We start from the raw sequence: 16,951 nt of genomic DNA, 5'->3' as shown, positions 1-16,951 counted from the left end.
GCCTGCATGGCACTGTTCGACTACCAGGCTGCCAACGCGCAGGGCCGCATCGAGAAGGGTCAGCTGGACGCCGACAGCCCGCGCGGCGCGCGCCAGGTGCTGCGCGGTCGTGGGCTGACGCCCGTGCAGGTCAGCGCGGCGCGCAGTGTGGGCAGTGGCTGGGGCACGCGCCGGCTGTCCGCCAGCGAGCTGGCCTGGGCCACGCGCCAGCTGGCCAGCCTGCTGGCCGCGAGCCTGCCGTTGGAAGGTGCATTGAGTGCGGTGATCGAACAGGCCGAGCGCCCGCATGTGGCCCAGGCACTCACCGCCGTACGCGCCGACGTGCGTGCCGGCCAGCGCCTGACCGTTGCGCTGGCTGCGCGGCCGCGCGATTTTCCGCCGATCTATCGGGCGCTGGTAGGCGCAGGTGAAGACTCCGGCGACCTGGCACGGGTGATGGAGCGCCTTGCCGACTACATCGAAGAACGCAACGCGCTGCAGGCCAAAGTACTGACCGCCTTCATCTACCCAGCGGCGATCAGCCTGGTGTCGGTGGCGATCGTGATCTTCCTGCTCAGCTACGTGGTGCCGCAGGTGGTGACCGCGTTCGTGCAGGCGCGGCAGACGCTGCCGATGCTGACCCAGGTGATGCTGGCGGCCAGCGCGTTCGTGCGCAGCTGGGGTGTGTGGGCAGGGCTCGGCGTCGCTGCGCTGGTGGTGGCATGGCGGTTGGCGTTGCGCCGGCCCGAACTGCGCCTGCGCTGGGACGCGATGCTGCTGCGGATGCCGATGATCGGACGCTTCGTGCTGGGCGTGAACAGTGCGCGCTTCGCCTCGACGCTGGCGATCCTGCTGGATGCCGGTGTGCCGCTGCTGCGTGCACTGGAAGCAGCGCGACAGACCCTGGGAAACGCGCTGCTGGCGCGCTGTGCCGATGATGTGGCTGCGCGCGTACGCGAAGGTGCGGCACTGGGTGCGGCGTTGAAGGTACAGAAAGTGTATCCGCCGATCCTGGTGCACCTGGTGGCCAGCGGCGAGAAGACCGGTTCGCTGGCGCCACTGCTGGACCGCGCTGCACAGACGATCTCGCGCGAGATCGAGCGCCGCGCGATGGCACTGACCGCACTGCTGGAACCGACCATGATCCTGGTGATGGGCGGCGTGGTGTTGACGATCGTGCTGGCGGTGCTGATGCCGATCATGGAAATGAACCAGCTGGTGCAGTAGTTCCACGCCATGCGTGGATGGATCGCGCGACTCGCGTCATATGCGGTGCGTCCACGCATGGCGTGGATCCAGTGACACCTGGATTTTCTCCACACAATCCTCCACACCTTTTTTCGATCTTCCACAGGTTTCTTAAGCGGCCTGTCATCGGCACGGACCAGCATAGTCACGTCGTCGCAGAGCGGGCTGGGAGGCCCCTGGCGACAGCAGGCGTGCAATGACCGTTCCTCCCTTGGCGTTTCCCTTCGCAGTAAACCCTTCAGGAGAAGATCATGACCAAGTACAAGACCCTGGCCGCGCTGGTTGCCACCGCGCTGCTCGCTACCGTGGGCGCCGCGTCGGCGCAGACCGTTACCGGCGGCGGTGCATCGCTGCCGGCCGACCTCTACAAGGGCCAGGCTGACAGCATCCTGCCGGCCAACTTCAGCTACGCCGTGACCGGTTCGGGCACCGGCAAGAAGGCGTTCCTGGAGAACAATTCGGCGCTGTTCTCGACCACCGGCACCGTCCATTTCGCTGGCAGCGACTCGGTGCTGAGCGCGACCGAACTGAGCACCTACACCACCAACTACAACCAGTCGACCAATGCCAACCGCTACGGCGCGCTGATCCAGGTGCCGTCGGTGGCCACCTCGGTGACCATCCCGTTCAACAAGCCGGGTTCGGCCGTCAACCTGAGCGTGGCGCAGATCTGCGGCGTGTTCTCGGGCGCGATCAGCGACTGGTCGACCATCGACGCCAACCGCAGCGGTCCGATCCGTGTGGTCTACCGCACCGAGAGCAGCGGAACCAGCGAAATGTTCACCCGCTTCCTGGCTGCCGCCTGCGCCGCCGAGCCGGCTGCGACCTCGAACCTGGTCGGCGGCACGTTCGCCGTGAAGTCGACCTTCGCCGACCTGTACAAGCGCGATGCCAACAACAATCTGCCGGCCTTCCTGGTTGCCGCGCCGGCCACGGGCGGCACCTCGCTGTACAACGCTGTCTATGCGGCGGATGGCCGCATCGGCTACGTCGGCCCGGACGTGATCCCGAGCCTAACCGATGCGACCAAGGTTGCCAAGGTCAAGGGCTTCTCGCCTGACCAGGTGAGCGTGCAGGCCACCCTGGATACTGTCGCTCCGCCGACCGGCACCGCTGCCGAGAACCCCGCCAACTGGGTGCCGGTGTTCGGCAACCCGTCGGCCGGCTATCCGATTGCCGGCTACACCAACCTGGTGATCGGCCAGTGCTACAAGGATTCGGCGGTTGCCACCAGCCTGCGCGGCTTCCTGGCCCGTCACTATCCGGCGACCTACCCGGCGGCCTACGAGGCGTCGATCACCGGCCATGGTTTCATCCCGCTGACCAAGGCCTGGCGCGATGCGATCCGCAACCGCTTCGTGCTGGCCAGCAGCGCGGCCGGCCTGAACAATCCGAGCACCTGCTCGGGCATCGGCCGTCCGCTGTAATCCGCAGCACCGCGTGAACCCAGCTTGACCCGGCGCCGGCCCCTATGGCCGGCGTCGCCATTTCCGCCGTGCGGCGTGCAACGTCATGGTCCGCTGCACGCTGTCGGCTTCATGTCACGCGAACCGTCTATCAGTGGCAGGGCATGCGTTGCGCGTGTCTCCGATCACCGCCGCCGGTGCGGTCCAGTGCGCGGTCACTCGCATCAGGCGAATGCACGACGTCGGACGCCTCCAGCTGCGGTTGGTGGTCCGGCAACACGGGGCTGCGCTGCAGAGCTCGCGTAGGCACGAATGAGGATGGACGTGTCCTCATGCAGCGGGCTGGGAGATGACAGTAGGCGTGCAGTAACGGTACCTCCCTTGGCGTTTCCCTTCGCAGTAAACCCTTCAGGAGAAGATCATGTACAAGTACAAGACTCTCGCCGCGCTGGTTGCCACCATGCTGCTCGCTACCGTGGGCGCCGCCTCGGCGCAGACCGTTACCGGCGGCGGTGCCTCGCTGCCCGCCGACCTCTACAAGGGTTCGGCCGACAGCATCCTGCCGGCGAACTTCAGCTACGCCGTGACCGGATCGGGTACCGGCAAGAAGGCGTTTCTGGAAAACAATTCGGCGCTGTTCTCGACCACCGGCACCGTCCATTTCGCTGGCAGCGATTCGGTGCTGAGCAGCGCCGAGCTGAGTACCTACACCACCAACTTCAACCGGCCGACCAACGCCAACCGCTACGGCGCGCTGATCCAGGTGCCGTCGGTGGCCACCTCGGTCACCATCCCGTTCAACAAGGCCGGTTCGGCGGTGGACCTGAGCGTGGCGCAGATCTGCGGCGTGTTCTCGGGTGCGATCAGCGACTGGTCGACCATCGACACCGACCGCAGCGGCCCGATCCAGGTCGTGTACCGTCCGGAAAGCAGCGGAACCAGCGAGATTCTCACCCGATTCCTTGCCACTAACTGCGCCCGTGAGCGGGCTGAGACCTCGAACCTGGTGGGCGGCACGTTCGCCATCAAGTCGACCTTCGCCGACCTTTACAAGCGCGATGCCAACGGCAGCCTGCCGGGGTTCCTGGTGGCCGCCCCGGCCACCGGGGACACCTCGCTGTACAACGCTGTCTACGCGTTTGAAGGCCGTATCGGCTACGCCGGGCCGGACGTGATCCCGAGCCTGACCGATGCGACCAAGGTCGCAAAGGTCAGAGGCTTCTCGCCGGATCGGGCGCAATGGGAATTCATCCTGACTGTTTTCGATCCTCCGTCCGGCATCGCTGCTCAGGACCCTGCCAACTGGGCTCCCTACATGGGCAATCCTTCAGTCATCTACCCCATCATCGGCTACACGTACCTCTTGATTGGTCAGTGCTACAAGGATCAGACGGTTGCCAATAAGCTGAGGGGTTTCCTGGCTCGCCACTATTCGGCGGCCTACCCGGCAGCCTACGAGGCATCGATCACCGGCCATGGCTTCGCCCCGTTGCCCAAGATGTGGCGCGATGCGATCCGCAACCGCTTCGTGCTGGCCAGCAGCGCTGCCGGCCTGAACAACCCCAGCACCTGCTCGGGCATCGGTCGTCCGCTGTAATCCGCAGCACTGGTTGAGTCCTGCTTGACCCGACGCCGGCCTCCTGGGCCGGCGTCGCCATTTCCGCGACGGTGCCACTGCAGCGTTTCGCTGTCGGCTTCGTGTCACGTGAACCGTCTATCAGGGGCAGGGCATGCGTTGCGCGTGCCTCCCCGATCGTCGCCGCAGCCGCGGCCCCCAGGTTGATGAGGTTCCGATGTCGCACCCGCTCCCGTCCGCTGTTCATCCGGCCGCGCCGATGCGCCGCAATCATCCGATGGCGTGGGCCATCGCGGTCGCACTGGGCAGCATGGTGGCCCCGGCCAGCCAGGCGCAGCAGGCGTTCAGCCCGGGCTGGTTCGCCGAACGGGGCGCGGCTCAGGGCAGCGCGGCACAGAGTGGCCGGATGCCCAACGGCGTGCCGATCCAGTTCCAGTTGCCGGCCCAGCAGCAGGATGCAGCACGGCAGAAGCTGCAGCAGTCGATCGACAATCTCGGCACCGCGGCGCAGGCGATTGCCTTGCAGCAGCGCTTGCAGGAACAGGCGCGGCAGGCGCGCCGCGAGGCTGGCTTCATCGTTGCCGATGGCCTCGGCAAGGACGGCCTGAGCGTCGACCAGAACCCGCTGACCCGCGGCTGGCTCAATGCGCGCGAGGCGATCCAGTCGCAGGGCAGCGACGGGCGGGTGCAGGTCACGGTCGAGCAGACCGCGGACAAGGCAATCCTGAACTGGGAGACCTTCAACATCGGCGGCAACACCACGCTGAACTTCCTGCAGAACCCTGACTGGGCCGTGCTGAACCGGGTCAATGATCCGCAGGCGCGGCCCAGCCAGATCCTGGGCCAGCTGAAGGCCAATGGCACGGTGTTCGTGGCCAACCGCAACGGGGTGGTGTTCGGCAACAACAGCCAGGTCAATGTACGCAATCTGCTGGCGGCTGCAGCACGGATCAGCGATGCGCAGTTCCGCGACAATGGCCTGTACAGCCCCGACGCCAGCAGCAGCGCGCTCAGCGATGCATTCGGCAAGGTGATGGTGGAGCAGGGCGCCCGCATCGCGACCCATGAGCCGACCAGTGCGACGCGCGGCGGTGGTTACGTGCTGCTGGCCGGGCACAGCGTGGAGAATGCAGGACATATCGAGGCGCGCAAAGGCCAGGTGCAGCTCGCTGCCGGTGACAGTTTCGTGATCCGGCGCGGCGTGGGTACGGCGACCAATACCAGCTCCACCACCCGCGGCAATGAAATCGCGCCGCGCTTCATCGCTGGCAGCACGGCTGGCAGCGTGCGCAACACCGGCCTGCTGCGCGCCCGCGAGGGTGACGTGACCCTGGCCGGGCGCAGCGTCGAGCAGGCCGGTGTGGCCGTGGCCAGCACCACGCTTGCGCAGCGCGGCACCGTGCATCTTCTGGCTTCGGCCAGTGATGCCGGCAGCAGCGTCACGCTTGCCGATGGAGCCACCACGGCGGTGCTGATCGAGGACGATGGCAAGGCCACGGTGCTGGATACCCAGCGCAACAGCCTCATCAAGGAGTCGGCAGAGCAGGACGCGATCCGCGCCGGCGCGCGCTCGGCAACTTTCGACAATCTGTCCCAGCACAATGATCGCCGGGACCAGTCGCGGGTGGAGATCGTTTCGGGTGGCAACATCCATTTCAGTGCGGATTCGCTGACGGTTGCCACGGGCGGCCAGATCATCGCCGATGCGGCGGCCCGCAGCTACGTAGGCGACGCCGCGCGCGTGGACGTGTCCGGCGCAGTGGGCGTACAGGTGTCGATGGAGAGCAACAATGTCCAGGTCAAGGTGCAGGGCAACGAACTGCGCGACGCCCTGGACAACCGCGACAGCGGCAAGCTGACCAGCAGCGAAGTCTGGGTCGACCGCCGCAGGCTGGTCCACGTTCCGGCCGGTACCGGGGGCTACGAGGGTGAGCGCTGGTACGCTGCAGGCGGCCTGCTGGAAGTGGGTGGCTATCTCGACAACCAGGGGCACTCGATCGGCGAATGGGCCGCGCAGGGAGGCACCGTCCTGCTGGGCGGCAGGGAAGTGATCACGCATGGCGGCTCACGCATCAACCTTGCCGGCGGCAGCCTGGATGTGCAGAGCGGCGTGATCCGGCAGAGCTGGGTGCGCGGCGTCGATGGCCAGGTCTACCGCCTTGATGATGCGCCGGCGGAGATGCTGTTCGATGGGTTGTACAGGGGCCACGAAGTAAAGCAGGAGCGCTGGGGCATCACCGAGACCTTCCGTGATCCGATCGTATTCGCGGCGCAGCGTGTCGATAATGGGTACACGGTCGGCCGTGATGCAGGACGCCTGATCGTCTCCGCACCCACTGCGGTGCTGGACGGGAAGGTTGAGACTGCCACCTTCCAGGGCGCGCAGCAGAACCGCAGGCCGGATACCGGGTTGGACGGCTATGCGCAGGCGCAGACGGCGGTCGCGCGCAATGCGCAGCTGTACCTGGGGCGCTACGACGGCCAGGGTCGCAGCGGTGTGTTCGGCTCGGAGGTGCGCCTGGATGACAAGGCTCCGACGAAGGCGGCGTGGTCGCTGCTGGCGCCGGTCAACGAGGAGCGGCGTGACACAGTGTGGCTGGATACCGCAGAGCTGAGTGCCCAGCAGTGGGGACGGATCGACCTGGCGACCGCCGATCGCATCCGCATCGATGGCAGCCTTCGCCTTCAGGCAGGCGGACAGCTCAATCTGACCGGCAGCGAGGTGGAACTGGCAGGCGACATCGGCATTGCCGGCGGCCAGCTGTCGGCGGGCAACCTGCTGGACGTCCAGGGCCGGCCGACGGCGCTGCTGCACGATGGCCGCGCCCGCACCGCCATTGCCGACGGCACGCGGATCGATCTCTCCGGTGAATGGAGCAATGCGTCACTGGCGATGCCGCTCGACGCGAGCGGTGCCTGGACGGATGGCGGTCGCCTGAGCCTGAGCAACAGTCATGACGTGGTCGTGGGCGCCGAGGCAACGGTTGACGTGGAGGCCGGCGCCGCGTTGGACCTGCGCGGCAAGGGCCGCATCGGCAAAGGGGGCAGCGTCAGCCTGCAGGCGAACAGCAGCACAGTTGCGACCGACGGCAGTGGCCGGGTGCAGCTGGGCGAGGGGAGCCGGTTCAGTGGCCGTGGCCAGGGCAGCGGCACGTTCTCGCTGGGCACCGGTGGCCGGGTGCGGGTGGGCGATGCGGATCCGGCGGACCCAGCAGCGCTGCAGGTGGATGCCGGCCTGTTCGGCAGTGGCTTTGCCCAGTACGACATCAATGGCCATCAAGGGCTGGAGGTTGCCGATGGCACGCAGCTGGCAGCGCGCATGCCGGGCCTTCGGATGACCGCAGACGCGCGCGTCGCGACGGACCGGAAGGAGGCACTGGAGAGCTGGCTGGCACCGCTCTACAGTGCCGATCCGATGAGCGGGCTGGTCCGCCAGCGCAGCGGTGCCAGCGTGAGCCTGCGCTCGGATCGCAACAGCGTCGGCGGCGACCTGCGGGTGGGCAAGGCCGCACTGATCGAGGTCGACCCGGGGCAGGCGATCTCCCTGCTCGGCGCCGGCAACATCGATGTGGAAGGCACGCTGCGTGCGCAGGGAGGACGCATCAGCATCGACGATGTGCGCCTGCCGACCACGCTCTATGCCGGGCAGCGGAGCGAGCGGACCTGGCGGTTCGCCGACGGTGCGCTGCTGGATGCCAGTGCGGATGCGGTGTCACTGGCCGACGCCGGTGGCCGCCTGCAGGGACAGGTGCGGGCGGGGGGGCGCATCGAGATCGGCGGCGCGCTCGACTGGGAGAGCTCCGCGTCGGTGGACAACCGTCCGCCTGAAGCCTTCGTCGTGCTCGAGCGTGGCGCGCAGCTGCGGGCAGCGGGCGCCTCGGCGCCGTTGGATGTCGACGGGAAGGGGCGCACCCGGGTAGACAGCGACGGCGGGCAGATCGTGCTGCGTTCGGCCAACGCTCTGTACCTGGACGGCGCAATGGATGCCTCTGCCGGCGGCAGTGGCGCGCATGGCGGCACCTTGGGCGTGGCCTTTGGTGGCAGCGTTCATGCGCGCGGCGCGAGCAAGGAGGTGCTGCGCGCGCGCGGCATTACGCTCAGCCAGCGCAGCCCGGCCGACGCGGTGCTGCCGGACCGGCTGGAGTATGGGCACGCGGCGCTGTCGGTGGAGCAGATCCAGGCCGGTGGCTTCGACACCCTGTCCGTATTCGGTGACGTCCGCGCGGAGGGCGATGTCGACCTGCGCATGGGCCAGAGCCTGCGCATCTACGGACAGGGGCAGTCAAGCCTCGGCATGGCCGTGGCAGCACCGCAGTCCAGCGGCATTTCGCTGAGTGCTCCGCACCTGCTGCTGGCACAGTCGCACTGGCAGTCGCTGCCGGGTGAGAACCTGGTGGTCACCGATACCGTGGCGTCGGCTGCGGAAGGCGACCACGTGCTGTCGGCGAGGGCTGATCTGATCGACATCCGTGATGTCACCTGGCTGCCCGGCTTCAACCAGGTCGTGCTCGACAGCCGCAGCGACGTGCGGCTGCTCAACGCGGTGTCCAACGGCGGATCGATCAGTGCGTTGATGGCGAGCGGGTCGATGGACGTGAGTGCCGCCCGGCTGTACCCCACCTCCGGTGCGACGGGCTATCTGGTCGCGGGTGCGTCTGCGGCGACCGTGGCGACGCCCGGATACTGGTCAGATCCGGATGCGGTGCTGCGCATCCGGGGTACGGGTACGGCGGCGACCACTCCGCCCGAGTCAGCGCTGGGCGCGTTGCAGCTGGTGGCAGCCACCGTGCAGCAGGGCGGCAACGTGCAGGCGCCGATGGGGGCGCTGCAGCTGGGCGGCCTGGTCCTGGGCGGCACACGCGCCAGCCGGGTGGAGCTGCTGCCGGGCAGCATCACCTCCACCAGTGGCGCAGGTCTGGCGCTGCCCTACGGCGGTACCGTGGACGGTGTGTCGTGGAGAAGGGGCAGCAGCAGCCTGGAGTCACTGACGCCGGCCGGCATTGCGTCCAAGGGCGTGACCCTTACCGCCAACGACGTGGATGTGCATGCCGGTGCGCTGCTGGACGTGTCAGGTGGCGGCGAACTGACCGGCGCGGCATTCGTCTCAGGCCGCGGTGGCTCCGTCGACGTGCTGCGCACCGCGTTGGCCGATGCCAACCCGCGCTATGCGTTCAGTGCCTCCGGCAACCCGGTGTACGCGATCGTGCCGGGACGTGCCGGCAGCTTCGCACCCAGCAGTGATGATGGCTTCGCTGCTCCAGCGGTGGGCCAGCAGATCACCGTACCCGCCGGCGTTCCCGGCCTGCCTGCGGGCACCTACACATTGCTGCCGGCGAGCTTTGCGCTGCAGCCGGGTGCATTCCGCGTCGAGCTGGGCGCGACGGGGACCTCCGGCGTGCCACAGCCGATCCAGACCGGCACCGGTACCTGGCGCGTGTCCGGCCGGCAGGGATCGGCACTGGGCGGGGTGGCGTCGCCGCTGCTCACCGATATCCTGCTGACGCCGGCGGCGGTGGTACGCCGGCATTCCGGCTACAACGAAACCAGCTACAACAGCTTCGTGCAGGCCACCGCCGACCGTCGTGGCGAGGCGCGCGGCTGGCAGACCATCGATGCGCTGGGCCTGACCCTGGCACTGGGTGAAGGCGCTGGTCGCGAGGGAACCGCGGCCATCGACTTCGCCGGCACGGCGCGTTTCTCCGCGGCCAATGAAAAGGGACGCGGCGGTACCTTGGTCGCCACGCTCGCCAGCCCGGCCGTGGGTTCGCTGGAGGTCGCTGCTGCCGGCAGTCCGTCGCAGGCGCACGATCGCGGCGCGACCTTCACCGACGACGCACTCAATGCGCTGCGGCCGGAACGCATGGTGATCGGCGGACAGTTCAACGAGTCGGCTTCGCTGGTGGCGGTGTCCGGCTCGGTGCGCGATGTGGCGATCCGCTCCGGTGCGACCCTGCAGGCACCGGAGATACTGGTGGCTGCGGCGTCCGGTGGCAGCGGCATCCTGGTCGAAGCCGGGGCGACACTCGACACCTTGTCTTTCGCACGCGACAGCGCGTCCGCGCCGACCGTGCCCTATCAGGTCAATGGCGGCCTGCTGGCCGTCTCGAACCAGCGCCTGAACCTGATCACCGGTACGACCGGTGTGGCGGCCGGGCCGGTCGCGATCGACATCGGCGGCTGCCAGAACGACTGCGAAGGCGAGGCACGGCTGGTGTCCGATGGCAGCATCGGGGTGGCCACCGATGGTGTGCTGCAGATGCGCGATTCCGCCCGTTATGGCACGCGTCAGCTTGGCGTGAGCATGGCGGCGCTCAACCTCGGCACCGCCGAGGCGATCGCGCAGGCGGCGGCCGCAGGGGCGTTGCCAAATGGCATGACCATGAACCAGTCCGTGCTGCAGCAGCTGCTGCGCGGCAATGATGCCACCGGCGCACCGGCGCTGGATACGCTGAGCCTGGTCGCACGGGATTCGGTCAACGTCTTCGGCAGCGTCGACCTGGATGCGCGCGACAGTGCCACCGGCCGCGGTGGCCTGCAGACGCTGGTACTGGGCGCGCAGGCCATCCATGGCTATGGTGCGGCGAGCGACCGTGCGCGCATCCTGGTGGACACACTGGTCTGGGACGGTTCGCTGGCGGCGACGCAGGCGCCGGGCAGCGATGCGTCGGTGCCGCCGGCCGATCCGATGGTGGACCGGCTCGGCGCGGGGCAGCTGGACATCGTCACCCGCAACCTGCAGCTGGCGCGCGCCCCGTTCAGCCGTCCCAGCTCCGAGGTGCCTGCCAACCGTCAGGTACTCGGATTTAGTGCGCTGAACCTGAGTGCTTCGGAGCAGCTGTCGTTCTCCGCGCAGGGCACGCTGGACGTGTTCCAGCAGCGCGGCGACTATCTGGCCGACAAGGGCTGGCAGTACAGCGGAGGCAGCCTGGGTATCGATACACCGCTGTTGACCGCCGATCCCGCCGCGCAGCTGCGCGTGCGCACCGGCGGCGACTTCCGCCTGCAGGGGGGCACCGGCAAGGCGGGTGGCGATGCACTGGGCAGTGAGCTGAGCATCGACGCCAACCGGATCACGCTGGACAGCACGATCGCGCTGGCGTCAGGACGGCTGTCTGCGAACGCGCGCGAGGGCATCACGCTTGGCAGCCGGGCGGCGCTGGATCTGGCCGGGCGCAAGGTCTCGCTGTACGACGTGGACAAGTTCAGCTGGGGCGGTGATGTCCTGCTGTCCAGCGACACGGGGGACATCCGCACCGATGCGGCCTCCCGCATCGATGTTTCCGCCCGCAACAACCGCGGCGGGCGCATGACGGTCACCGCAATGGCCGGCCGAGCCGATCTGGCGGGTGATCTGCAGGGCACCGCCAGTGGCCGCTACGATGCCGGTGGCACGCTGGTGCCCTACGACGGTGGTGAACTGGTGGTGCGGGCACGCCAGTTGCAGGACTTCACCGGCCTCAACCAGCGATTGACCGCCGGCGGCGTCGTCGGTGGTCGCAGCTTCCAGATCGGTGAAGGCGATCTGCGGATCGGCGACGAAGTGAAGGCGCGCCGGGTCGACATCAGTGTCGACGCGGGCAGCATGACCGTGGCCGGCCGCATCGATGCCAGCGGCGAGCAGGTCGGCAGCATCCGCCTGTACGCCCGTGATCAGTTGCAGGTGGACGGCACGCTGGACGCGCACGGTACCGGCCTGCGCGTGGACAGCCATGGCAAGATCATCGACAGTCCGAACCGGGCCACCATCACGCTGGGCAGCGCCGAAGGCGCCGTTGGTCTGGGCAGCGCGGCACATCTGGACATGCGTGCAGGCAGCGACGTTGCCCTCGGTGACGGCCCTGGACAGAACGACGGCATGGCGCGGGGCTCGCTGAAGATCGATGTGCCGCGGCTGGGCAGCAACGACGCGGCGATTGCCGCGGCCAGCGGCCTGCGCATCGATGGCGCGGCCGACATCCAGCTCAATGGTGTCCGTCGCTACGACGATGCGCCCCTGGCCACCACCGCGGATGTGCGCGGCAACCGCGCGCAGCTGGTCACCCAGCAGTGGCTGGACCAGGTGGTCGATCCGCACAGCGTGGCCTGGATCGATGGCGCGCTGGGCAATCCGGATCTGCAGCAGCGCACCGCCGCGCTGGGCGACGTCCGCCTGCGTCCCGGCGTGCAGGTGGTGGCGCGGCGCAGCGACGCCAATCCCGAGGGCGACCTGACCATTGCCGGCGACATCGATCTGTCCGGCTACCGCTACGGGCCCGAAGCCAACCGCGCCGATCCATCGCGGCGTGGCTTCGGTGAATCGGCTTCGCTGGTACTGCGCGCCGAAGGCAACATCAACGTCTATGGCAGCATCAACGATGGTTTCGCACCGCCGCCGTCCACGCCGGACGAGGGCGGTTGGCAGTTGTATGAGGCTCGCAATGGCAGCGCCGGGCACACGCCCTTCGGTAGCGGCCTGGTGGTGCCGGTGGACGGAGTGAAGCTGCAGCCCGGCACCGAGTTCCAGGCCGGCACCCGCCTGAACTATGACGTGCCGTTCGAATCGGTAACGCTTCCGGTCGGTACCGTGCTGCCCGCGGCGATGGTGATCTCGCAGACCCTGCGCCTGCCTGCGGGCACGGTGCTGGGTGCGGCGGTGACCACCGATTCCGGGCAGACGCTGGCGGCGGGTACCGTGCTGCAGGAGCCGCTGGTGCTGGCGGCCGGTGCGCGCCTGGGGGCCGGTTTCCGCCTGCGCAGCGCCGTACAGATGGCGGCACAGGAGTGGCCCGCCGGCGCGGTGCTGCCGGTTGCGCTGCGCCTGGCACGCGAAGTCGAGCTCAAGGTGGGCGCGTACATCCCATCGTTGACCAAGGTGGAGCTGCCCGGCAACGGGCCGGTGAATCTGCGGCCGGCCGATGCCGACGGCAACCAGGGGCGCAACTGGGCGCTGGCGCCGATGCTGGCCGAGGGCACCACCTCCTGGGACCTGACCGTGGTTGCCGGCGCCGATGCCGGGGCAGCCGATCCACGCAGCCGGCGCTGGGGCAGCGAAGGCAGCGTGGTGCTGGCCGACACCCACCAGGGCTCGATCGGAACGGTCAAGACCGAAATCATCTGGGTGGGTGATCGCGCGCTGACCGAGCAGGCATCGCTGGACTGGATCGGCGACACCTCCTATGCGGGCCGCCCGATCGCGGAGCTGGCCGACATGTTCGGCTTCACCGAAGATGAGTTCTGCGCGATGTCGGCCGACTACTGCGGCCCGGCACCCCGCCAGGTGGCCGCGCAGGGCTCGCTGGATTACTGGGGCGACGAATCCTACGTGGGCACCCCTGCGAAGGACTTCGCGGCGATGTTCGGCATGACCGAAGACGAGTTCTGCAGTACCGCACCCAGCTACTGCGCCGGTGGTGGCACGCAGACCGAAGTGACCACCTACGGCAAGCGCGCGGGCACGCCGGCCTGGAGCGTGCTGCGCACCGGCAAGGGGGACCTGGAGCTGCTCGCTGCCGGTGACGTCGTGATGAAGTCCGGCTTCGGTGTATACACGGCCGGCACTCCCACAACGCTGGGCGAGGGCCGCGACGCGGCCTTCAATTCGCCCCGTGCAGCAGCCCCCAGGAACACCGCACTGCTGGGTCCGAACCTGGTGCCGGGCAGCTATGATGCCGCGTTGGCCGGCTACCAGGCCTGGTATCCCGATCATGGCGGCAACCTGCGCGTCGAAGCCGGGCGAGATATCGTCGGTGACGTCTGGACCGGGCGCGCAGAGTCGGGCACCAGCGAGCGCGACTGGGCGCTGTACTCCAGTGCCGCGGTCGGCAATTGGCTGTGGCGGCAGGGAACCGGCAGCACCACCGGCGTGGAGCCGGTGCCGACCAGCTGGTGGGTGAACTTTGGCGCCTACACCAACGTGTCCGCTGCTGCTGGCGCCTCTCCGCGGATGGTCGGCTTCACCGGCTTCGGTACATTGGGCGGCGGCAACTTGACGCTGGAGGCCGGGCGTGACGCCGGCGTGCGCGATGCGATAGGTGACGCGCTGGACTCGACGATCGCACCGCGCTCGGGTGCGATCATCGCGGCGGTGGGATCGACCGGCCGGGTCAGCGATGGCCAGCTGCACCTGACCGGCGGAGGCGACCTGCAACTGCGTATCGGTGGCGCACTGAATCCGAATCTGCGGGCGACGTTCTCCAGCCTCAATGCCTCCAGGGCGGGACAGAATCTCGACCTCAACGGTACCTTCAGCAATCTGCGTGGCAGCCTGCAGCTCGACGCGGGGCGCATCGGTGCAATGGGCGTGACCCTGGAAAGCTACGCCACGCTGGGTCAGCAGCGCGCGGCAGACCTGTTTGCGCCCGACGCCGCCCGCGCGATGGGCGGGCCGGTGCTGGTGCTGGGCGACGCCGCCGCGCAGCTGCAGGCGCGGGGCGATGTGGTGCTCGGCGGCGTCGCCGATGCCGGCCGGGTTCCGCTGGCCAACTACAGCGCGGTGGTGCAGGACAACGGCAGCCGCGCTGCGGGCAGCACCTGGTTCTCCCTGTGGACCGACACGACCGCCGTGGACCTGTTCAGTGCCGGTGGCGACCTCGCGCCGGGCCTGGCCGGGCCGGAGAACGTGACCGGCAGCAATCTGTGGCCTGAGCAGGTTGCGCTGGCACCGGGCAGCCGGGAGGAGCTGCTGAACTACTGGCTCTATCCTTCGCGCTTCAGTGCCATTGCTGCGCAGGGCGACATCAAGCTGGACCGGATCAGCACCACGCCGGGGACGCAGGATGTGATCCTGCTGGCACCCTCGGCGACAGGACGGCTGGACGTCCTGGCCGGTGGCGGCATCTTTGCCCAGCGTGGCGCGACCCAGATCGCGCGCTCCGCCAGCGACGCGCGCCTGCCGGGACCCTTCGACCCGGCATTCATGGCCGAGCAAGGGGATTCCAGCGGCAATGTGACCCGCTCGCGGCACAACCTGTCGGTCGACGGCAACATTGCATCGCCGGAGGCATCGCTTCCGCTGTTTGCGTTTGGTCCGAATACTCCGCTGTCCACCGTGTCTGCGGCCCTGGCGCCGAGCCGTTTCTACGCGGTGCAGGGCGACATCATCGGTCTGGCCACCGGCGCCCAGCGCACGCTGAATGCCAACGTCGGGCAGCGCACGCAGCTGAACTGGTTCGAGGCCGCCGGCGCCATGCAACTGCGGGCAGGCCGGGACATCCTCGGGGTGTCGATGACCGCGCTGAACACCGCGCCCACCGACATCACGGTGGCGGCGGCGGGCCGCGACATCGTGCATCTGAACGCGACCATCGCGGGCCCCGGCAACACCGAGATCAGTGCCGGCCGCCAGCTGCGCCAGGAGGATGCGGGCAGCATCGTCAGCCTCGGTGGCATCGTGCAGGGCGACACCCGTCCCGGTGCCAGCATCGCGCTTGCGGCCGGCAGCCAGCAGATCGATTTCGCGGCCCTGCGTGCCCGCTATCTGGACCCGGTCAACCTTGCCGATCCCGCGCAATCGCTTGCGTCGCAGCCGGGCAAGGCAGTCAAGGTATACGACCAGGAACTGAAGCAGTGGCTGCAGCAACGCTTCGGCGTGGCTGCCGACGGTGACAGGGCGCTGGCTGCGTTCGATGCGCTGCCGCAGGAACAGCAGCGCATCTTCCTGCGCCAGATCTATTATGCCGAGCTTCGCGAAGGTGGGCGCGAGTATACCGATGCAGAAGGGCCCCGCTTCGGCTCCTACCTGCGCGGGCGCGAAGCCATCGCCACGCTGATGCCGGACAAGGATGCGACCGGTGCGACGATCGACCGGACCGGCGATATCGTGATGTACGGCGGCTCCGGCGTGCGCACCGAGGCGGGCGGCCACATCGAACTGATGGCGCCGGGCGGCCAGATCGTGGTCGGCGTACAGGGCGTGGTGCCGCCTGCCAGCGCTGGCCTCGTCACCCAAGGGCAGGGCGATATCCGGCTGTTCAGCCAGGACAGCGTGCTGCTGGGTCTGTCGCGGGTGATGACGACGTTCGGTGGTGACATCCTGGCCTGGTCGGAGCGGGGTGACATCAATGCCGGACGCGGTTCGCAGACTACGCTGCTGTATACGCCTCCGCGTCGCGTCTATGACGGCTGGGGCAATGTGATCCTGTCGCCGCAGGCTCCCGCCAGCGGTGCTGGCATCGCCACCTTGAACCCCATCGCCGAAGTATCGCCGGGCGACGTCGACCTGATCGCGCCGCTGGGCACCATCGATGCGGGCGAGGCCGGTATCCGCGTCTCGGGCAACATCAATCTGGCAGCGCTGCAGGTGCTCAACGCCGCCAACATCCAGGTGCAGGGCGAGAGCAAGGGCCTGCCGGTGTTGGCCACGGTGAACGTCAATGCGCTGGCGTCGGCCAGTGCTGCAGCGAACAGTGCCAGCCAGGCCGCACAGGACGTGATGCGCAAGAGCCAGGACGACGCACGGCGCAACCAGCCGTCAGTGATCAGCGTGCAGATTCTCGGCTTCGGCAGCGGCACCAGCAGCATTGCGCCGCCGGCGCGCGGCACGACCGCCAATAGCGGCTACGACGCCAACAGCGCCTTCCAGTTCCCGCAGGCAAGCCGCGACGAAGGCACGCAGCGCCGATAGGCATAGCACGCCCCGGTAGGTGCCGACCTTGGTCGGCACGCATTGCCCGATGCAGCGCATCGGGCTGCAGCATCGGGCCAGCCGCCAGGGAACGGTGGCGGCCCCAGCCAGGACGGCACGGAGGGCAGGGAGCGGCCATCA

General features: G+C 68.4%; 4 protein-coding genes. All 4 read left to right on the top strand.

Annotation, left to right across the window (positions count from 1 at the left end; translation table 11 throughout):
* Positions 1-6 precede the first annotated feature (6 nt).
* The 4 genes from gspF (at position 7) to ACZLHH_RS12840 (ending at position 16,810) form a co-directional block, all read left to right on the top strand.
* Positions 7-1,206, top strand: coding sequence for a type II secretion system inner membrane protein GspF (gene gspF / locus ACZLHH_RS12855; RefSeq protein WP_180844424.1), 1,200 nt, complete (start codon positions 7-9; stop codon positions 1,204-1,206).
* Between the two features lie 272 nt (positions 1,207-1,478).
* Entirely contained in the window at positions 1,479-2,654 is a 1,176-nt protein-coding gene (locus ACZLHH_RS12850; protein WP_049463074.1) for a substrate-binding domain-containing protein, read from the top strand.
* A gap of 400 nt (positions 2,655-3,054) precedes the next feature.
* Positions 3,055-4,230, top strand: a complete 1,176-nt coding sequence (locus ACZLHH_RS12845; protein WP_071227954.1) for a substrate-binding domain-containing protein — start codon at positions 3,055-3,057, stop codon at positions 4,228-4,230.
* Between the two features lie 196 nt (positions 4,231-4,426).
* Complete coding sequence (locus ACZLHH_RS12840; protein WP_180844425.1) at positions 4,427-16,810, top strand: filamentous haemagglutinin family protein; 12,384 nt, start codon at positions 4,427-4,429, stop codon at positions 16,808-16,810.
* The last annotated feature ends 141 nt before the right edge of the window (positions 16,811-16,951 follow it).

It is taken from the genome of Stenotrophomonas sp. 28608_Sma, assembly GCF_056486185.1.
This window is presented reverse-complemented; position numbering and strand designations above follow the sequence as displayed.

Excerpts from the sequence above, each read along its gene's own strand:
- gspF (WP_180844424.1), top strand. The coding sequence starts at position 7 with ATGGCACTGTTCGACTACCAGGCTGCCAACGCGCAGGGCCGCATCGAG.
- ACZLHH_RS12850 (WP_049463074.1), top strand. The coding sequence starts at position 1,479 with ATGACCAAGTACAAGACCCTGGCCGCGCTGGTTGCCACCGCGCTGCTC.
- ACZLHH_RS12845 (WP_071227954.1), top strand. The coding sequence starts at position 3,055 with ATGTACAAGTACAAGACTCTCGCCGCGCTGGTTGCCACCATGCTGCTC.
- ACZLHH_RS12840 (WP_180844425.1), top strand. The coding sequence starts at position 4,427 with ATGTCGCACCCGCTCCCGTCCGCTGTTCATCCGGCCGCGCCGATGCGC.